The sequence below is a fragment of the Arthrobacter sp. 2MCAF15 genome (assembly GCF_052115605.1).
GTDB lineage: Bacteria > Actinomycetota > Actinomycetes > Actinomycetales > Micrococcaceae > Arthrobacter.
Genome location: NZ_JBFRGZ010000021.1, coordinates 23,824 through 42,047 on the forward strand (window position 1 = coordinate 23,824; position 18,224 = coordinate 42,047).

At 69.0% G+C, this 18,224-nt stretch carries 15 protein-coding genes and 1 riboswitch; of the genes, 5 read left to right on the top strand and 10 right to left on the bottom strand.

All coding sequences use genetic code 11. From position 1 onward, the window contains the following. Positions 1-14 precede the first annotated feature (14 nt). From AB4089_RS19595 to AB4089_RS19620, 6 genes are all read right to left on the bottom strand, one after another. Positions 15-2,081 carry a glycosyltransferase family 39 protein gene (locus AB4089_RS19595; RefSeq protein ID WP_441410941.1) on the bottom strand — a complete coding sequence of 689 codons (2,067 nt, stop codon included), beginning with the start codon at positions 2,079-2,081 and terminating at the stop codon, positions 15-17. Positions 2,082-2,087: 6 nt separating this feature from the next. Then, positions 2,088-4,148: a glycosyltransferase family 39 protein gene (locus AB4089_RS19600; RefSeq protein WP_441410942.1), complete on the bottom strand. Its 2,061-nt coding sequence runs from the start codon at positions 4,146-4,148 to the stop codon at positions 2,088-2,090. Continuing rightward, on the bottom strand, positions 4,145-5,692 hold the full coding sequence (locus tag AB4089_RS19605) for a glycosyltransferase (protein ID WP_441410943.1): 1,548 nt from the start codon (positions 5,690-5,692) through the stop codon (positions 4,145-4,147). Before AB4089_RS19605 ends, AB4089_RS19600 begins: the two co-directional genes overlap by 4 nt. A gap of 180 nt (positions 5,693-5,872) precedes the next feature. Next, positions 5,873-6,691 (bottom strand): hypothetical protein, encoded by an 819-nt coding sequence (locus tag AB4089_RS19610; protein ID WP_441410944.1) that lies wholly within the window; start codon positions 6,689-6,691, stop codon positions 5,873-5,875. Positions 6,692-6,693: 2 nt separating this feature from the next. Continuing rightward, positions 6,694-6,851, bottom strand: a riboswitch (cyclic di-AMP (ydaO/yuaA leader). A 170-nt stretch (positions 6,852-7,021) separates the two neighbouring features. Next, positions 7,022-8,635 (bottom strand): HAMP domain-containing sensor histidine kinase, encoded by a 1,614-nt coding sequence (locus tag AB4089_RS19615; RefSeq protein ID WP_441410945.1) that lies wholly within the window; start codon positions 8,633-8,635, stop codon positions 7,022-7,024. A gap of 21 nt (positions 8,636-8,656) precedes the next feature. Next, positions 8,657-9,397: a response regulator transcription factor gene (locus AB4089_RS19620; protein ID WP_441410946.1), complete on the bottom strand. Its 741-nt coding sequence runs from the start codon at positions 9,395-9,397 to the stop codon at positions 8,657-8,659. Positions 9,398-9,642: 245 nt separating this feature from the next. Here AB4089_RS19620 and AB4089_RS19625 point away from each other — a divergent pair, with 245 nt between their 5' ends. The 5 genes from AB4089_RS19625 to AB4089_RS19645 all read left to right on the top strand — a co-directional run bounded on the left by AB4089_RS19625 (position 9,643) and on the right by AB4089_RS19645 (position 13,926). After that, positions 9,643-10,596 (top strand): hypothetical protein, encoded by a 954-nt coding sequence (locus tag AB4089_RS19625; RefSeq protein WP_441410947.1) that lies wholly within the window; start codon positions 9,643-9,645, stop codon positions 10,594-10,596. A gap of 561 nt (positions 10,597-11,157) precedes the next feature. Next, positions 11,158-12,021: a winged helix-turn-helix domain-containing protein gene (locus AB4089_RS19630; RefSeq protein ID WP_441410948.1), complete on the top strand. Its 864-nt coding sequence runs from the start codon at positions 11,158-11,160 to the stop codon at positions 12,019-12,021. A gap of 411 nt (positions 12,022-12,432) precedes the next feature. After that, positions 12,433-12,636 (top strand): dodecin family protein, encoded by a 204-nt coding sequence (locus AB4089_RS19635; RefSeq protein WP_018774263.1) that lies wholly within the window; start codon positions 12,433-12,435, stop codon positions 12,634-12,636. 57 nt (positions 12,637-12,693) lie between these two features. Next, a complete protein-coding gene (locus tag AB4089_RS19640; RefSeq protein ID WP_441410949.1) occupies positions 12,694-13,221 on the top strand; it encodes a SixA phosphatase family protein in 528 nt (175 codons plus the stop codon). 138 nt (positions 13,222-13,359) lie between these two features. Further along, positions 13,360-13,926, top strand: coding sequence for a hypothetical protein (locus tag AB4089_RS19645; protein WP_441410950.1), 567 nt, complete (start codon positions 13,360-13,362; stop codon positions 13,924-13,926). A gap of 18 nt (positions 13,927-13,944) precedes the next feature. Here the strand turns inward: AB4089_RS19645 and AB4089_RS19650 are convergent, their stop codons facing one another. From AB4089_RS19650 to AB4089_RS19665, 4 genes are read right to left on the bottom strand one after another with little or no spacing between them, the layout of a single operon-like run. Next, positions 13,945-14,628: a hypothetical protein gene (locus tag AB4089_RS19650; protein WP_441410951.1), complete on the bottom strand. Its 684-nt coding sequence runs from the start codon at positions 14,626-14,628 to the stop codon at positions 13,945-13,947. A gap of 17 nt (positions 14,629-14,645) precedes the next feature. Then, on the bottom strand, positions 14,646-15,308 hold the full coding sequence (locus AB4089_RS19655; protein ID WP_441410952.1) for a TetR/AcrR family transcriptional regulator: 663 nt from the start codon (positions 15,306-15,308) through the stop codon (positions 14,646-14,648). Continuing rightward, the gene (locus AB4089_RS19660) at positions 15,305-17,398 is read right to left on the bottom strand and encodes a YhgE/Pip family protein (RefSeq protein WP_441410953.1); all 2,094 of its coding nucleotides are present in this window, start codon (positions 17,396-17,398) and stop codon (positions 15,305-15,307) included. The genes AB4089_RS19655 and AB4089_RS19660 overlap by 4 nt, the downstream gene beginning before the upstream one ends. Further along, positions 17,395-18,099 carry an ABC transporter ATP-binding protein gene (locus AB4089_RS19665; protein WP_441410954.1) on the bottom strand — a complete coding sequence of 235 codons (705 nt, stop codon included), beginning with the start codon at positions 18,097-18,099 and terminating at the stop codon, positions 17,395-17,397. The genes AB4089_RS19660 and AB4089_RS19665 overlap by 4 nt, the downstream gene beginning before the upstream one ends. Positions 18,100-18,224: the final 125 nt, after the last annotated feature.

The window sequence follows — 18,224 nt, forward strand, 5'->3', positions numbered from 1 at the left end:
CCTGGCCGGCCGGCTTACCCTGCCAGCAGGTACACGGTGGTCCCGCCCACGGTTTGGGCGGTGAAATTGGCCTGCACCCAGGCGGCGATCTGGGCGGCGTCATCGGATCCGGATTCGCCCTGCATCATGCGCCCTGCGATGAAGTAGTGGATCTTCCCGTCGGCCACGTACTGCTGGAACTGTGCCAGCGTTGGCGCCGGGTCCGTTCCGTTGAACCCTCCCACGGCCATCACCGGGAGCTGGGTGGCCAGCTGGTAGCCGGCGGCGTTGTTGGACCCGACGACGGCGGCGGCCCACGTGTACGTGCCGGCGTCCGTCTGCAGCGCGGTCACGAGGGCCGAGGACGGCGTGCTCGCCCCAAGCAGGCCGCCCATTCCACCTGCCCCGCCCGCACCCTGGCCGCGGCCGACGCCGACAGCGTTAGTGGCGTTGCCGGTGGCCGCAGTTGCACCGCCGAAGGCCGGCGGCAGCCCGGCCCCGCCCCGGCCGGACACGGCCGGTCCGGCGCTGACGATCGAGCCGCTGTGGGCGGTGGCGGCGGTGGACAGCGAGTACGCCAGCGGCCCGGCGAGGGCGGCGACGACGGCGAGCCCCGCCGTCGTCCGCGCCATGACCGCAGACGCCCGCTTGACCGGTCCACTGGCTTCCTTGAGCCCCGGGGCCGCGGCGCCCAGCACCAGGCCGGCGGCGGTGAGGGAGCCCAGGAGCACCACCCAGCGCAGCCACGGCACGAACGTCGCCGTGCGGCCGAGGAGCTCGGAGGCCATGGCCCCGGCCGCCACGATCGCGACGGCGAGGACGGCGGCGGCCACGGGCTGGTCCCGCCGCTGCCAGAGCAGGACGCCGCCGAGTCCGGCGAGCCCGGCGACCCCCGGGGCCAGGGCCACCATGTAGTACGGGTGGATGATCCCGGCCATGAAGCTGAACGTCAGGCCCGTGACGGCAACCCAGGAGCCCCAGATGATCACCGAGGCCCGTACCGCGTCGGTGCGTGGAGCGCGGCGGCCCAGCCAGAGCAGCCCCGCTCCGAGCAGCAGTACCGAGGGCAGCAGCCAGGCGATCTGGCCGCCGAACTCGCTGTTGAAGAGCCGGAACAGCCCGGGCGTGCCCCAGCCGTTGCCGCCGCCCGCACTGCCGGTTTCCTCGCCGTTCAGCCGGCCCAGGCCGTTGTAGCCGAGGGTCAGTTCCAGGATGGAGTTGTTCTGCGAGCCGCCGATGTACGGCCGGTTCGCGGCGGGAATGAGTTCGACGGCGGCCAGCCACCACCCGGCCGCGACGGCCATCGCGGCGCCCGCGGAGAGCAGGTGGAGGATCCGTTTCCCGGCCGCGGCCGGCGCCGCGAGCAGGTAAGCCAAAGCGAAGCCGGGGACAACCAGCAGGACCTGCAACTGCTTGGTGAGGAATCCGAAGCCCAGGAGCGCCCCGGCGAACAGGAGCCAGCGCAGCCGCGCATCCTGGATGGAGCGCAGCACGGCGTAGGCGGCCGCGGTCATCAGCAGCACCAGCAACGCATCGGGGTTGTTGAACCGGAACATCAGCACGGCCACCGGTGTCAGGGCCATGACCGCACCGGCCAGGAGCCCTGCACGGTGGGCCAGCCGGGCGTCGGCCGTGGCGGGCGCCGCGGCCCGGCGCACGGCCAGATAGACGAGCCAGACCGTACCGACCCCCATGAGCGCCTGCGGGACCAGGACGCTCCAAGAACTCAGCCCGAAGATCCGCGCGGACAGCCCCATCACCCACAGCGAGGCCGGCGGCTTGTCCACGGTGATGGCGTTGGCGGCGTCGGACGAACCGAAGAACCAGGCCGTCCAGTCCTGAGACCCGGCCTGTGCCGCCGCGGAGTAGAACGCGTTCGCCCAGCCGGAGGCGCCGAGGTTCCACACGTACAGCACGGCCGTGGCCAGGAGCAGGGCCGCGACCTCCAGCCGGTGCCGCTGCAGCGCCCGGGCGCCCCGGAGGGGCCGCGCGCAACCGGCCGGGGGCCCAAGTCGCCTGGGACGGTCCGGAACTCGGGGCTGCGGCGGGCCCGGCGTGCGGGCCGGTGCCAGGCCGGGGCGGGGGCTCAGGGTGTCAGTCATGGTGGCCTAGGCTCCCAGCTTGTACACGGTGGAGTTGCCCACGGTCTGGGCCTGGTAGTTGGCCGCGACCCAGGTGGCGACCTCGGAGTTGCCCCCGCGGCCTCCGCCCATGCCGCCCATGCCGCCGGAGATGAAGTAGCCGATCTCGCCGCGGTCCACCATCGCCTGGAACTGCGCAAGGGTGGGGTAGGGGTCGCCGCCGTTCCAGCCGCCGAGGGCGATCACGCTGGTGCCGGTGGCGAGTTCCAGGCTGGCGGCCTGGGTGGCGCCGGAGACAATCGCGGACCACTTGGCGTTGGAGGACTGCAGCAGCGCTGTCAGCTCTGCCGAGGCTGTTTCCCCGCCGGGGCCGCCGGCGGCTAAGCCGCCCGTGCTGCCGCTGGTGCTGCTGCCAGTGCTGCTACCGGTGCCGTCACGGCCGGTCCTGCCTGCCGCCCCGAAGCCGCCGCCCATCGCGGAGGCGGTGGGCCCGGAGGTGGGGATCGAACCGGAATGCGGCTGGGCCACGGTGGCCAGCGTCCACGCGGTGCTCCCGAGCCCGCCGGCGAGCAGGGCCAGGATCACGACGCCGGCCGTGGCGGCCTTGCGGAACCGTGCCGGAAGGCCGGCCAGGCTGTCCACCCGCAGGAGCAGCGCGGCGGCGGCGAGGACGCCAAGGACCACCACGATCACCCGCAGACCGGGAAGCCAGGCCGGGTCGCGGCCCAGGAGCACCGCGGACCAGACCGAGGTGGCCAGAACTGTCACAGCCAGGACAATCCGGGCGGGCCAGTAGGCCCTGCCCCGCCACAGTTCGAGGGAGCCGATGCCCGCCAGGGCCGCAATCGCGGGGGCCAGGGCCACGGCGTAGTACGGATGCACGGTGCCGCTCATGAAGCTGAAGATTCCGGCGGTGATTACCAGCCAACCGCCCCACAGCAGGAGCGCCGCCCGGGTCTTTGAGGTCCGGGCCTCACGCCGCGTGAACCAGAGGCCGGCGACCAGCAGGATCAGGGCTGCCGGCAGCAGCCAGGACACCTCGCCGCCAAAACTGGTCCCAAACATGCGGGTGATCCCGGCCGTGCCGCCGAAGCCCACGTTGCCGTTGCCCCCCGGGCCGCCGGCATTGCCTCCGGGCATTCCCCCGCCGGAACCGGTGATCCGGCCCAGGCCGTTGTAGCCGAACGTGAGTTCCAGGAAGCTGTTGGTCTCCGAGCCTGCCATGTAGGGGCGGATCGAGGTCGGGGTCAATTGGAACAGGGCAATGTAGCTTCCGGCCACCACCACAATGCCTGCGCCGGCGCCCAGCAGGTGCAGGAGCCGGCGGCCGAGTGTAGTGGGCGCCGCCCACAGGTAGGCCAAGGCCAGCCCGGGAACGATCAGGAAGCCCTGCAGCATCTTGGACAGGAAGGCCAGGCCGATCACCGCGCCAGCCGCGGCAAGCCACTTCCAGCCGGGCTTCTCGATGGCGCGCGTGGTGAGGTAGGCGGCCAGCACCAGGCACATGGTCAGCATGGCGTCCGGGTTGTTGAACCGGAACATCAGGGCCGCCACCGGGGTCAGCGCCAGGGCGCCGCCGGCGAGCAGGCCCGCGGCCGGTCCGGACACCCGCTTGACGGTCAGGTACAGAAGGCCGACGGCGGCCACGCCCATGAGTGCCTGGGGAATGAGCATGCTCAGTGCCGAGAACCCGAAGATCCGTCCCGCCAGGGCCGGGATCCAGAGAGCCGCTGGCGGTTTGTCTACCGTGATGGCATTGCCGGGGTCGAGGGAGCCGAAGAGCAGCGCGGTCCAGTCCTTGGTCCCGGCCTGGATTGCTGCGGCGTAAAAGGAGTTGGCGTAGCCGGTGGCTTCCAGGTTCCACAGGTACAAGGCCGCGGTGACCACCAGCAGCAGCGCCGCCGAGGGCCGGACCCAGCGGGGCTGCCGGCCGAACAACAGGCGGTCCCGGCTGCTAAGGGGTGCGGGCGGGTTGGGTGGCGCGCCGGCGTCCTCGGATGCCGGGACGGTCGTTTCCGGGTCCAGGGGCGGGCTGCCGGCCGGTGAACCGGCACGGGAGCCGGCGGTGGGGCTGATGGTTGCCGTCATTTACTTGGCCTTTTCTGTGCGGGTTCTGTATGGGGGAGGGAAGCCTCGGGGGCGGCGGGCACCGGAGCGGTGCCGGGGACGATGGGCTCCGCAACGGTGATGGCGGCGTCCGGCGCCGGGACGGTGTTAGTCCGCCGGGGGTGGAAGACCACCAGCCGGAAGAGCAGGAATTTCACGGCAGTGGCGGCCAGATTGGCGGCGGTGACCGTAAGCAGTTCGAGCCAGCGGTCCGGTGTGGCTCCTGACGTGGCGTGAACCAGGGCGAGGGCGCCCGAGGTCAGGGCCAACCCGATCCCGAAGACCAGCAGCCCCTCGAAGTGATGGCGGGCGGCCTGACTGCCGCCCTGGATGCCGAACGTGAAGCGCCGGTTGGCCGCGGTGTTGGCCACGGCGGTGGTGAGCAGCGCGAGGAAGTTTGCCAGCTGCGGGTCCATGAATTGTCGGCAGAGCAGGAAGATTGCCAGGTACGCCAGGGTGGAGGCCACCCCGATGCTGCCGAAGCGGACCAGCTGCCCGAAGAGGCTTCCGCCGGGGCTTTGTTCCTGGAACCGCGAGGACGCCGGCAGCGGTCCGCGGGCCAGTGCGGCGCGCAGTTCGGGAACCGGGATCCGGCCCGAAACCAGGTCCCGGCTCAACCGTGCCATGCCGCGCAGGTCCGCGAGGGCGGTCTGGACGATGTCCACGCTGGAATCGGGGTCGTCGGTCCAGTCCACCGGGACTTCGTGGACGCGCAGGCCGCACTTTTCTGCCAGCACCAGCAGCTCGGTGTCGAAGAACCAGGCGTTGTCCAGGGTGTGGGGGAGCAGTTGCCGGGCCACGTCCGCCCGGATCGCCTTGAACCCGCACTGGGCGTCGCTGAAGTGGGCCCCCATGAGGGACTGCAGCAGGAAGTTGTAGCTGCGCGAGATGAACTCCCGCTTGGGTCCGCGGACCACGCGTGAGTTGCGGGTCAGCCGGGTGCCGATCGCCAGATCGGAGTGCCCCGAAATGAGCGGGGCGAGCAGGGGGCCGAGGGCCGCCAGGTCCGTGGAAAGGTCCACGTCCATGTAGGCCAGGACCGGCGACGGCGAGGAGAGCCAAACTTTGCGAAGCGCGTTTCCCCGGCCCTTTTCAGCCATGTGGACCACCATCACTTCGCGCAACTCGCGGGCCACGCGCTCCGCGGTCTTGAGGGTTCCGTCGGTGCTGGCGTTGTCCGCCACAGTGATCCGGAAAGAGTGCGGGAAGGCGCCGATAAGGTACGCGTGGAGCCGGCGCAGGCACGCTTCAAGGTCCCGCTCCTCGTTGAAGACCGGAATCGTGACGTCCAGCAACGGTGTGCTGCCGCGTGTGTCAATGGGTGCGCGCCGGCCGCCGGGGCCGGTAAGCGCTCCGGCGAACGGTCCCGGGGCCGGCGCATCGGCCACGGTCAGGCCCGACGATGCGGGCCCGGACGATGCAGGCCCCGACGGCTCAAGTCCGGACGGGGAGGGCGGGGCCGCCGGACCGGCCGGCGTCGCCGTGGAACGGGACAGGGTTCCTGTGGCCTGGTCTGTGAATGTCATGGCTCAACTTTCGCGCCGGCCCATATGAGGGCTTTAGGGCCAAGCTGTGCGGGGGCTGTGGAAGTCCGGCGCCAGGCCGGCCGGCCAAAATCGTACCGGCCGCGGACGCACAGGAGGCCCCGGATCCACGTGGATCCGGGGCCTCAACCACCCTCGCCGGGCGGTCCGGCTAGTGCCGGTTTAGTACCAGTTGTGTGCGTAGTGGAAGTTCAGCGCGCCGCAGGGGGAGCCGTAGCGTTCCTTGACGTAGTTCAGGCCCCAATTGATCTGGGTCCGGTAGTTGGTCATGTAGTCGGCACCGGCGCTCGCCATCTTCGAGGCGGGCAGGGACTGAACCACTCCGTAGGCGCCGCTGCTGGCGTTGGTGGCGGTGGTCTTCCAGTCCGATTCCTTGGTCCAGAGCTTCTGCAGGCACTGCATCTCACCAGGGGCCCAGCCATAGCTGCCCAGCTGGGACGCGGCGTACGCCTGGGCTCCGGCGGGGTCGTCGACAGCAACCGGTGCGGGGGCGGGAACAGCTGCCGGTGCCGGTGCCGATGCGGGAGCGGGGGCCGGTGCAGGAGCGGCTGCGGGAGCCGGTGCCGGTGCGGGAGCGGCCGCGGGAGCCGGGGCCGGTGCGGGCGCAGCAGCAACCGGGGCGGCCGGGGGCTCGGCGGCCTTGACTTCCGAGAGCGTGGGTGCCACGTTTTTTTCCGCCGGAGCGGCGATCTGGACTCGTTCGAAGTTGAGCTTGGCCAGCGGATCGGCGCTCGTGGCCGTTTGGCTGCCCGCAGCATTCGTGTGAGTGCCCGGCTCCGCCGCCTGGCTGGCGGCGCCGCCTCCCACCAGCAGGGCGCAAGCGGCGGTTACGACGGCGGCGCGGCGTGCAGTGATGCCGAGTCCGGTAGTCAGCTTGGACAGGGCGGATGCCTGCGTGGCTGGTTCGGCGCGGTGGCGCGACTTGGTGGAGCGGAAATGGGAATCGCCGTCAGGGCGCGTTTGTACCTGGAGTTCAGTCATGATGGGCCTCTCAACGCCGGCGGAGTTAGCTGTCGGGTTCGGATGAGGTCATCCGGCCGCACGGAAAATCACGTGTCGGCTTCACCCCGAGGGCGCATGAATGCAGAATGCCCGGGAACTCTGGGTCCCCCGCCTCTGCCTGGTCCAGCGGAATCCGGGAAGCGGCAGAGTTTGGCGTCCGTCCGGATATGCGGCACCAATGGAGGCCGCACCACAACGACGCTACAGGACCTCGGCGCTTAAGTCACATTTTGGTAACAGGAGTCACAGCGGGCGGGGTGTCGGCTTGCGCAGGAACATTGCGCGGGTCGGCGGTGAATCCTGCTGGGCCTACAACGACGGCGGCGCCGCGGGCAGCCGCACCGCAAACTCCGTGCGGCCGGGCCGGGAGGTGACTTCAACGGTGCCCCCGTGGGCCTCCACAATCGACTGGACAATGGACAAGCCCAGACCGCTCGTGCCCTCCGAGGTCGGGGCGTGAGCAGCTGCCCCGGCACTGCCACGGCTGCCGGAAGGAGTACCGGAAACGGCCCCGGAAGCCGGGCGGACGGCGGGCCCGGACCTGGCCCCCGCCGTCGCAGCGACCGGTGTGTTGGCGGGGCTGGCGGTGGGATTGGTGCGCGCGGCGTCGGCCCGTGCGAACCGGGCGAAGACCCGGCCGATGAATTCCGGGGCGATGCCGCTGCCGTTGTCCGTCACGGTAACCACGGCGCTTCCATCCGCCGAACGCATCACGCCCGTGACCACCGTGGTCCCGGGGTCCGTGTGCTTGCGCGCATTGGACAGGAGGTTGGCGAGGACCTGGTGAAGCTGGGTCGCATCGCCGCGGACCACCACGGGCTCCTCCGGAAGTTCCAGCTGCCAGACGCGGTCCGGGGCCATGACTTTCTCATCGCTCACCGTCTCAATGGCCAGCTGCGTGAGGTCGACGTCGCTGACCTTCAGCGGCTGTCCCTCGTCCAGGCGCGCCAGTAAAAGCAGGTCCTCAACCAGGGTGGTCATGCGTTCGGACTGGCTTTGCACGCGGGCGAGGGACCTCTCGCCGTCGGCGGTGAAGTGCTCTGTCATCCGCATCAGCTCGGTGTAGCCGCGGATAGCCGTCAGCGGCGTGCGGAGTTCATGCGAGGCATCGGCGACAAACTGCCGCACCTTCATCTCGCTCTCCTGCCGCGCCTCCAGGGCGTTGGAGACGTTGTCCAGCATCTGGTTCAGCGCATAGCCCACGCTGCCCACCTCCGTGCCCTGGTGGGCGGCCGACGCCGGGACGCGCACCCCGAGCGCCACCTCACCTGCGTCCAGCGGCAGGCGGGAGACCTTGGTGGCGACCTCGGAGAGTTGTTCCAGCGGCTTCATGGTCCGCCGGATCAGGGCCGTGCCGGCCAGGCCGATCAGCACGAGTCCGCCTGCGGAGACCACCACCATGGTCCAGACCAGCGAGGCCAGGGTGCTTTGCTTTTCGGCCAGCGGAAGCCCGGTGACAATCACGTCGCCATAAGGTGTGCGGACGGCGGTGAGCCGGTAGGCGCCGACCGTGAGGTTGCGATCCACGGGCACGCCGTTGGGGGTCAATGCCAGGAGGACCGCGTTGTCCTCTGGGGAGAGGCTCTTGCGGGTGGCGTCTCCGGCCAGGAACCCGGGGTTGCTGACCTCGCCGTCCTGTATGCGGGCGTTGAGCGTCCCGATGCCCTGGCCCCGGGCATCGAGAGGGTCGGGGCGGCCGCCGGCGGTGCCGGGCAGGGGCCGGCCGAACTCGCTGGACCGGTGCGAAGCATTGCTGAGCTGGTCATCGAGCTGCCGGGTCAGGAACAGGTCCATGGAGGCGTAGCTGAACAGTCCCACGGCGCCGCAGATGGCGACCAGCAGCGCCATGGCAACCAGGACCAGCCGGGTGCGCAAATGCCAGGTGGACGGGTTGCGCCAGTCGCGTCCGGGGACGCGGGTCATGCCGGAAAGGGTGGGCACGGATCAGTCCGCCGGTTTCAGGACGTAGCCGGCGCCGCGCACCGTGTGGATCATGGGAGCGTGGTTGGCGTCGACCTTCTTGCGGAGGTAGGAAATGTACAGTTCCACGATGTTGGCCTGCCCGCCGAAGTCGTAATCCCACACCCGGTCCAGGATCTGGGCTTTGCTGATGACCCTTTTGGGGTTTTCCATGAGGTAGCGCAGCAGCTCGAACTGCGTGGCGGTCAGGTGCAGTTCCTCCCCGGCCCGGGTGACTTCGCGGGTGTCGACATTGAGCACCAGGTCGCCCACCACCAGCTCGGCGGTGTCCATGGCGGCCACGCCGGAGCGCTGGACCAGCCGGTGCAGGCGCAGCAGGACCTCTTCCATGCTGAACGGCTTGGTGACGTAGTCATCGCCGCCGGCCGCCAGGCCGGTGATACGGTCCTGGACGGCGTCCTTCGCCGTGAGGAACAGCGCCGGCACCTCCGGCGCGAACGCGCGGATCCTGCTCAGCAGCTCGACGCCGTCGAACCCGGGCAGCATCACGTCCAGCACCAGTACATCGGGGCGGAACTCCTTTGCGAGACGGACCGCGGAGGGTCCATCTTCCGCCACGGCCACTGACCAGCCGGCCATCCGCAGCCCCATGCTCATGAGCTCGGAGAGGCTGGGCTCGTCATCCACCACGAGGGCGCGGATGGGTGAGCCGTCCGGGTGCGTGAGCTGGGGAAGGTTGTTGGTCATGGAGTGCGAAGTGGCCATGGGACAACTCTCCGATCTGCCGGTTAGGTGGGGCTTTGGGGACCCTGTGCGGCACCTGTGAATCCCAGCCTAGCGAGCTGGAAGCCTTTCCGGGGGACCGAGCGGGCCGCTGCGGCAGCACCGAAGATGTCCGTTCGTTGCCCTGCCCAAGGTCACAGGCCCGGCTGTCGGCCTGCACAGCCCAGGCACAGGATCGCTCAGCACGCTGGGGTGAACACCGATCCGCACCACAAAGGAGAAACACGATGAGCGGTCAGCATCCCGGAGCCGGTTCCGGACCAGCCCCAGAACCCACCCCCGGCAACGCTGCGACGCCCGCACCTGTGACCACGCCCGCGGACGCAGGACAGCTTGGCGCCGCACCGCAGGCTGGCGGGCACTACGACGGCGCGCCGCAGGCGGCCGGCCAGTACGACGGCGGCCGGCCCGTCGGCGGGCAGCCGGCGGCGGACACCGCCCCCGGCTGGGGCGCGCCCCAGATCTCGCAAGTTCCGGCTTCGGCGCCGGGGTGGGGTATGCCGCGGCAGGAACATACGGCGCCCACGGGTGCAACAGGCTGGGGTGCGCCGCGGGCGGGCACCAAGACCGCTCCGGCGGCAAGCCCCTGGACGCTCAAGCGCGGGCTCGTCGTCGCCGGTGCCGCAGCGGTCCTGGCAGTCGGTGCAGGTGCCGGGGTCTATGCCCTGACCTCAACTTCGGCCGCGGCCAACGGGACGGCAGGCGCCGCGGGCGGGGCCGGTGGGGCTGCGGGCGGCCAGGGTTTCGCACCCGGCATGCCTGGCTCGGCGCAAGGCGGCGCCGCGGCAGGCGGAATGCCGGGGCAAGGCGGTCCCGGCAACTTCGCCGCCGGCGGGATGGGCGGACTCTCCTCGGCAGTGCATGCCGAATACGTCGTGCTGCAAGGAACCGAGTACACCACCATGGCCGAGCAGTTGGGCATTGTGAGCGAGGTCAGCTCGTCCTCCGTCACGGTCAAGAGCAGTGACGGGTTCACTCGCAGCTATGCCCTGGGCAGCGATGTGGTGGTGAGTAATCTGCAACAGCGGCGCCAGCAGGCCGGCGGTACGGGCACCCAGCTGAGCGTGGCGGACATTGTTGCAGGCGGCACAGTGCGGATCGTGGCGGCGAAGGACGGCTCCGGCTACACGGCAACGTCCGTCATGGTTGTCGCGGCGACCGCCACTGGCCAGTCCAACTGACCCCGCCGAAGCCGACTGACCCGCCGAATCCGACTTTGCCGCCCCGCCAGGCGGCACTGTCGGCATGACCACTCCGTGGACCGCCCCGCTGGGAACGGCGGGAACGCTCCGTTTTGCCGATTTGCCGTGCTGTGAATCTTTTCGGCTGTCCGGCTATTGAGGTCGAATAATCTTCGGTGAAATTTGTCTTCGGGCTCCTGGGTGAGAAAAACGCTTGTTATTTTATTCCCGGGGCAGAATTGTGACTTGCGCTACAATTCCTCGATCTGTCTCACTATGTGGAACCTGCGGTCCATTGTTACTTGCACGTTCGCATTGTTACGTTGCACACTTCAATTGTGAACAAGAACTCAACAGCACCTGCAGCCGCAGCTATCTGGATCAGCACACCCGCTGGTACCGAGATGCGCTGTTGTCGAATGCACGCCTAACTTTTACACCCCTGAGAGTTTCTAGGCATTCGCCCCCCAGCCCAGAGTCGGGCGCCCCTCCCCAGTTTCATTGCGGGGAAAGAAGCATTCGAGCCGCGATGACGGCCATTCACATTGAGGTAAGCATTCCATGTCAGTTGCATCCGGATACGTCCACATCTCCGTCCGTAACGCCAGCAAGGCCGGTCAGCCCTCCGGGATCCGCCAGGGCTTTGGCGGCCGCTCCGCGTTCGCACCCGCCGGTTCCACCGGCAGCTTCCCGGCCCCCGGATATGCAGCACAGGGCTACAACCCTGACTCCTACGGCCAGCTCCGCGCCGTTCCGCCCACCCCCACCACTGCGCCCACCCCGGTGATCGCACCGGGCGCCGGCAGCCCGGTCCGTTCGGCCCCCAGCGACAACGTCGCCCGCGGCTTCGTGCTCTACATGGGGATCGACGAAGAAACCGCAGCAGCGGCCGGCACCTCGATCGCCAAACTTGCCCAGGAAATCCGGGCCTACGCCCAGTCGCTTGTTGCCGGTGCCGAAAGCTATGCGGCCGTCGCCGTTGCGCCGGCCAGCGCCCCGGGTTCCGCCCTCGACGTCGTCCGTTCGACCTTTGGTGACCCGACCGCGGGGGCCCGCCAGCGGACCGAGACCGCCCGCCTGCAGCAGCCGCAGGATCCGCGGCCCTCGGGTGTGCTGATTGATCTCGCCCGCCGTGAAGTGCACCTCGACGGCGAATCCCTGAACCTGACGTTCAAGGAATTTGAACTCCTGAACTACCTCGTGGAGAACGGCACCCGCACCGTGGGCCGCGATGAGCTCCTCGAGGGCCTGTGGCGGAACGCCGAAGAGGTCCCGAACGAGCGGACCATCGACGTCCACATCCGCCGCCTGCGGTCCAAGCTTGGCCGCCTGGCCAACACCGTGCGGACCGTCCGCGGCCAGGGCTACCGCTTCTACGAGCACCCCGAGGTCGTCGTCTGGGCCGCTCCGGAATACTCGATCTAGCTTTCTAGCCTGCGCAAAGCGTCCGTCCCTCTTGGGGCGGGCGCTTTCGCGTTTCCGAAAGCTTCAGCGGCCTTCCGCCGTGCCTTAGACACCTCCTTCGTTCCTCAGTCGGCGATGCGGCACTACGCGGAAAACCGCTTCGCTTCCGCCGACGGCTACGTTCCCCACAGTGTGGCGGGGGCTTCCGCGGGCTGGCTGACGGGCATGTGCCTCCGCGGCTGGTTGTCCTGTACGTGCCTCCGCAGCTGAGGCGGCGAGGCCGGATTTTGGGGCCGCGGCGTGGGGGGCACCGCGAAGCGGGCACGGCCCCAAATCCGGCGAAGCCGCCACCGTGGGGCGCTGTTGGACTCTGTTGCGTTTCCTGGGTCCGGCGTAGTCTCTGGTCGTTGAGCGGACTATTGGGAGGAAGAAATGTCTGTAGCGCGGATTACTACCCTGAGTGCGAACTCGAAGACCTCGTTTGATGCTGCCATCAAGGAGGGCATCGACAGGGCCAACAAAACCCTGCGCAATGTCACGGGGGCGTGGGTGAAGGAACAGAAGGTTGAAATCAGCGACGGCGCGGTCGTTGCCTGGCATGTGGTGCTGGAGGTGACCTTCGTCCTTGAAGACTGAGCCGGCCGCTGGCCGGGCGCAGTCCCGGGGACGAGGCGCCACACTAGGATTGTGGGCATGAGCGAGCATCACATCAAACGACTGGTGATCATGAGGCATGCCAAGTCCGACTGGCCCGGCGGGGTGGCCGATCACGAAAGGCCGCTTGAAGAGCGCGGCCACAAGGATGCCCCCGTCGCCGGAAAATGGCTGCTCAAACACGGTGTGGTCCCTGACTTCATCCTGTGCTCCAGCGCCCTGCGGACCCGCCAGACCTGCACCTGGGTGTGCCACGCGCTCGGGGACAAGGCGCCGACTCCCAAGCTCGAGGACGGACTGTACGCCGCGTCCGCCCTGCGCATGCTGGCGGTGATCAACCACGTCCCGGACACCGTAACCACGCTGATGGTGATAGCGCACATGCCCGGGGTGCAGGACCTCGCCATGCACCTGGCGTCCCGCGACTCCGATCACGACGCCTATATGGACGCCGCCACCCGCTATCCCACCAGCGGGCTGACCGTCCTGGAAACGGAGAAGTCCTGGGGCGAACTGGACGGGCAGGACGCCAAGCTGACCCATTTCAAGGTTCCCCGCGCAAAATAGCCGCTGGCCGGCCGCACTGGGGTGCCGGAAACCATGGCTACCGGCCTTGTTCTGCGGTTTACTGTTGCTGATTGCTGATGTGGTTTGTCCAGCGGTTATTGGGGCAGGTTAGGCAACCGGAGAAGAGGGTGAGTCAACGTGGATTCAGGGCAGCTCATAGGAATTATTGTCGGCATCGTTGTGGTGCTGGCCATTGTGGCGGTGGCAGTCATGATCAGCCGCAAGCGCAAGGTGGCCGCGGACCGGAACAAAGCTGCCGAGATGCGCGAACAGGCCAAGGCCGACGAATTCGCCGCGAGGGAACGGGAGGCCAAGGCGGCCCGTGCCGAGGCCGATGCGCAGGAGGCAGCCCTCGAGGCCGAGCGCAAGCGGAAGGAAGCCCTCAGCAGCAAGGAAGAGGCCCAAAGCGTCCGCTCCGGCGCGCAGGAACAACTGCGCAAGGCCGATGAAATCGATCCCGACGTGGTCACGTCTGAACGTGAGGGCCAGGCCGGGGAAATGCCGACCCGGGCGGACCTGCGTTCCGAGAGGACAACCGCCGGCCCGGCATCCGGCGATCAGGTTCCCCGCGAGCACATGTCCGATGAGCACATGTCCGACGAGCACATGTCCGACGAGCAGCGCAGTCGCGAGGACGTGCCCCGCACCGACACCACTCCGGGGCCGGACGTCAATCCCCGGGAAGACAGGCCGCGGAACCTCTGAGCCTCCGGGCGCCCGCGCTCAGCGGCGGGAGGTGGTCCGGGCCGGAGACTTGGCGGCAGGCGGCTTTGCCGGGGACTTGGCCGGCGCCTTTGCCGCGGGCGGCTTTCCGGAGGCCGCCCTGACCGGTTGCTTCACGGGTGACTTCACTGCTGACGAGGCTGTGGGCCGGGCTGCGGCCCGAGTAGCCGCCGGGCGTGCGGCGGTTCCCCTCGGCGTCGGACGCGAGGCGGACGGCCGCGGGCTGGCGGACCTCGTCCCCGTGCTCCGTGTGACGGGCGCCGGACGGCGCCGCGGAGCGTAGCCCGGGGCGCGCCGGCCGCGGCTCCTGCCGGGCAGGACGGTGCCGGCGAACAGCAGCAGCAAGGTGACGGCTCCGGCGGCCGCGGCGAGATAGAAGTACAAATCCGGATGCGCGGAATCAACGTGTGTGGACAGGGCATCGGGATCGGGGTTGAAGGCCAATCCCCATTGGCGCAGGAACGCGATACCGAACGCGATAAAGAGGCTGCTGCCGACTCCGCTCGCGATCAGCGTCTTGTGCCGGCGCCTGACTACCACCTCTGCCACACAGGCCACGTAGGCCGTGGCGGACGCGCCGATGAACCACACAAGCACCCATTCGTGCAGGGTGACGCCGGTCAGGACCAGGAGGGCCAGTGCGGTGATGAACGCCCCGATGGCGATCTTTCCGTTGGTACCCATGTGACGCATGTGAACAATCATGCCTGAGCGGGCGGCTGCTTCACGACGTAGCCGCGCATGGAGGACATAATTGCCGCCACACTTTGCTGCCTGGTCCGCTCCGGGTTGTACGTCTGGCGGTCCAGGCCAACCACGAAGCAGGCGCCAAAGATGGCCGTCTCCAGGCTGCCCCGGGACACGGCGGGATCCACGGGATAGACGGCGGCGACACCGTCGATGGCAGAGCCGATGACTGCGAGCAGGCGCCCCCGGAGCTCCGCGAACGTGTCCTGCCATTCACTGGGGGTCCGCCAGTTTTCGCTGACCCAGAGCCGGGCGAAGGACGGGTATTCGGCCATGAAGTCCATGGCCTGGCCGATCATCTCCTCCATCGCGGCCAGGGGATCGGCGGAGTCGTCCCGGACGCTCAGGAGCCGTGCCATGAGGATGTCCACGCCGTGGCGCAACAGCTGGGCAATCAAGTCAGACTTGCTGCCAAAGTTGTAATAAACCGTGCCCTTGGACACCCCGGCCGCCGTGGCGATCTCGTCGACCGTCACGCCCGCTGCGCCCCGCTCTCCGATCAGCTCCATGGACGCCTCGAACAGTTTCTGCTTGGTGGCGTTCGTGCGCGCGGGCCGGAGCTTTTTCTCGGCGTCCCCGGAGTCCGCCGGGCCGTCCCCGCTGTGGCTGGTGGTCATACGGCGATCTCCGGTTTCAGCGTCTTGAGGGTCCAGTATTTGTTCTTGCGGACGGCAAGGGTGGACATTGCCAGTCCCAGCAAAGTGTAGCCAACCAGTCCCAGCATGGTGGGCAGGATGATGGCCAGGTCCGCGCCGTAGATCAGGTGCCGCATGCCGCTGACCACGTAGCCCATCGGCAGGATCTGGTGCACCACGTGCAGCGGTTCGGGCGTGGTCTGCCACGGGAACGTGCCGCCCGAGGAGACCAGCTGCAACACCAGCAGGATGAGCACCACGAGCTTGCCGGGCGAGCCCAGCAGCGCCACAACGCCCTGGATGATGGCGCTGAACGCCATCGCGGCCGCCAGCATGAGGAACCACATCAGCACCGGGTGCGCGGGGTCCAATCCGAGGCCCACGTCCACCACCAGGGTCAGCAGGCTCGCCTGGACGGCGGACACCGCCAGGAACGGAAGCCAGCCGCCGGCGGCAATTTTCCAGGCCGGTGCATTGGAGGCCAGCGCGCGCTGGGTGACCGGGCGCATCGCCTGGACCAGCATGAAGACGCCGATCCACAGGGCCAGCGTGAGGAAGAACGGTGCCAGCCCGGCGCCGTAGGACCCGGCCTTGGCCTGCGAGACGTTGCTGACGGCGACGGGGTCGGCCATGACCTTCGAGAGGCTGTCCTTCTGGGCGTCGTCGGGGTTGGGGACCTTGCCGGCGCCCTTGGCGAGTTCCGCGGCGAGTGTTCCGGCGCCGTCGGAGGCCGTCGCGGCGCCGCTTTCCAGCTGCGCCGCGCCGTCGTCGAGCTTCTGCGCCCCCTGCACCAGCTTGCCGGCGCCGTCGACGGCATTCTGCTCGCCGGCGGCGAGGGCCGCCGAACCGCTGGCGAGCTGGTCCGCTCCGGCAGAGGCCTTGGCTACGGCGTTGCTGAGGGCCGGCGCGGCGCCGGCCAGTTGCGCGGCGCCGCCGCTGACGGCTGCGGAGCCGTCAGCCAGTTTCTGGACCTGGGCGGCGGCTGTCTGCAGTTTGGCTGCAGCTGCGGAAGCCGCCGCGCCAGCGGCCGGCGAAGCGGGAGGCGCAGGGGTGGCGTCGACGTCGGCCACTACCTTGTCGGCCTGCTCCTGGCTCAGGACTCCGGCGGCAACCAGGCGGCTAGTGGACGCCACGAGCCTGCTCCGCTGGGCCTGCGAGGCGGCCTGCTGCGCTGCCTGTTCGGCGGCCGCGAGCTGTCCGGGGATGGCCTGCACTGTGGTGTCGAGCGCGGTGCTGAGCGCGGCGTTGCCCGCGGCCACCTGGGCGGCACCGTCGGCCAGCTTTTGGGCGTCGGCGGGCAGGGCTGCGGTCTTGTCCTTGAGCTCGGTGAGGCCGCTGCTGAGCTGGCCGGTCCCGGCACTGAGTGAGTTGGCGCCGTCCCGGAGCTTGACCTGGCCGTTGTACAGCTCGGTGGCGCCGTTTTTGAGCTCGCCGGTGCCCTGGTGCAGGGTCACGGTGCCGTCGTGGAGCCGGGCGACGCCGTCGGCGAGCTGGCCTGCGCCGTCGGAGGCCTTGAGCATCTGCGTGTGGATGGTGCCGAATCCGGTGAGGAGTTTGTTGGCTGTCTCCTCGCCCACCTCTTTGGCGACCGTCGTGTGCACGGCGGTGGTCAGTTTGTCCACGATGGTGCTCAGCAGATAGTTGTTGGCATCGTTGGTGGTGACATTGAGCATGGCCTGGTTGGCGGCGTCGAAGCTGCTCGGGGAGATCAGGTTCTTCGAGAAGTCCTGCGGGATTTTCAGGGCGAACGCGTAGGTGCCGTTGCTGACGCCCTGGTCCGCTTCATCGGTGCTGGCTACGGTCTTCCAGTTGAAGACGTGGCCGTCCACGAGGCTTTCGGCGACCTTTCGGCCGGCCTCCAACCGGGTGCCGTCCGCGGACGTGGCGCCGCTGTCCTGGACCACCAGGGCGGCATCGATCTGGTTCAGCTTGCCGTACGGATCCCAGTTCGCGTAGAGGTACACGGCGCCGTAGAGCAGCGGAACGAGGGCCAGGGCCAGGATGGTCAGCTTGGGCAGCAGACCGCCGGTCATGCGTTTGAGCTCGGAGCGGGCCAGCCGCAGCACAGTCACTTTGCGTCCTCAGTTTCGGGTAGGAGTGATTCGGGCAGGAGGGTTTCGGATGAGTCGCCTGGGTGGGGTTCGGGCTTCGCGACGGCGTTGCCGATCACGGCGGCGGGTCCGGTCCAGCCGTCCGGGATGCGGGTGACGGTGGCGACGACGGCGAGCGGCCGGCCGGCGTCGTGCGCCAGTTCCTGCAGCCGAGGCAGCCAGTCGTCCACATCGCCGCTGTGCCGGTCGGGGGAGTCCACCACCAGGAGTTCGGTATCCGGATTGGCGAGGGCAAGTGCCGTGAGGAGCCCGGTCCGCCGGGCCGCCGGCAGCTGCTCGGTCCACAGCCCGGCGATATCGTCGAACTTGTTGAGCGTCAGCCAGGGCGTGCTGCGCAGGGCGCCCCGGTGGCGGCGCGGCACCAGGGCCAGGTCCTCCGTGACGAGGTCGCGGACGCTCAGGTGCTGTTCGGGTTCGTTGACGCCGGGGGAGTCGACCACGCTGCTGGCCTGCCGGAGCACCTTGATCCGGGCGTTTCCGTCCCAGTTCACGATTCCCGAGGAGGGCCTCATGCGTCCGCTGAGGGCCAGGGCCAGGGCCGTCCGCTGGTCCTGGCGGACACCCTCGACGAGCAGGAGTTCACCACGCGCGGCCTCCAACGAGGTGGCCGGCAGCAGGTCATCCCGCCGGCCGGTCACGGAGAGCTGTTGTACGCAGAGCAAAGCAGGCCTTTCGCAGAAACAATGTCTGTCTCAAGGCTAACTAAACTGACTGGTCAGTTCAAATAGAATGGGTCCGGTGTGATGAAACAGACGCGCCGGCGCTCCGGACCGCGGCCGCGGCCGCA

Coding starts and splice junctions, on each gene's coding strand:
- AB4089_RS19595 (WP_441410941.1), bottom strand. CDS start 2,081: ATGACTGACACCCTGAGCCCCCGCCCCGGCCTGGCACCGGCCCGCACG.
- AB4089_RS19600 (WP_441410942.1), bottom strand. CDS start 4,148: ATGACGGCAACCATCAGCCCCACCGCCGGCTCCCGTGCCGGTTCACCG.
- AB4089_RS19605 (WP_441410943.1), bottom strand. CDS start 5,692: ATGACATTCACAGACCAGGCCACAGGAACCCTGTCCCGTTCCACGGCG.
- AB4089_RS19610 (WP_441410944.1), bottom strand. CDS start 6,691: ATGACTGAACTCCAGGTACAAACGCGCCCTGACGGCGATTCCCATTTC.
- AB4089_RS19615 (WP_441410945.1), bottom strand. CDS start 8,635: ATGACCCGCGTCCCCGGACGCGACTGGCGCAACCCGTCCACCTGGCAT.
- AB4089_RS19620 (WP_441410946.1), bottom strand. CDS start 9,397: ATGGCCACTTCGCACTCCATGACCAACAACCTTCCCCAGCTCACGCAC.
- AB4089_RS19625 (WP_441410947.1), top strand. CDS start 9,643: ATGAGCGGTCAGCATCCCGGAGCCGGTTCCGGACCAGCCCCAGAACCC.
- AB4089_RS19630 (WP_441410948.1), top strand. CDS start 11,158: ATGTCAGTTGCATCCGGATACGTCCACATCTCCGTCCGTAACGCCAGC.
- AB4089_RS19635 (WP_018774263.1), top strand. CDS start 12,433: ATGTCTGTAGCGCGGATTACTACCCTGAGTGCGAACTCGAAGACCTCG.
- AB4089_RS19640 (WP_441410949.1), top strand. CDS start 12,694: ATGAGCGAGCATCACATCAAACGACTGGTGATCATGAGGCATGCCAAG.
- AB4089_RS19650 (WP_441410951.1), bottom strand. CDS start 14,628: ATGGGTACCAACGGAAAGATCGCCATCGGGGCGTTCATCACCGCACTG.
- AB4089_RS19655 (WP_441410952.1), bottom strand. CDS start 15,308: ATGACCACCAGCCACAGCGGGGACGGCCCGGCGGACTCCGGGGACGCC.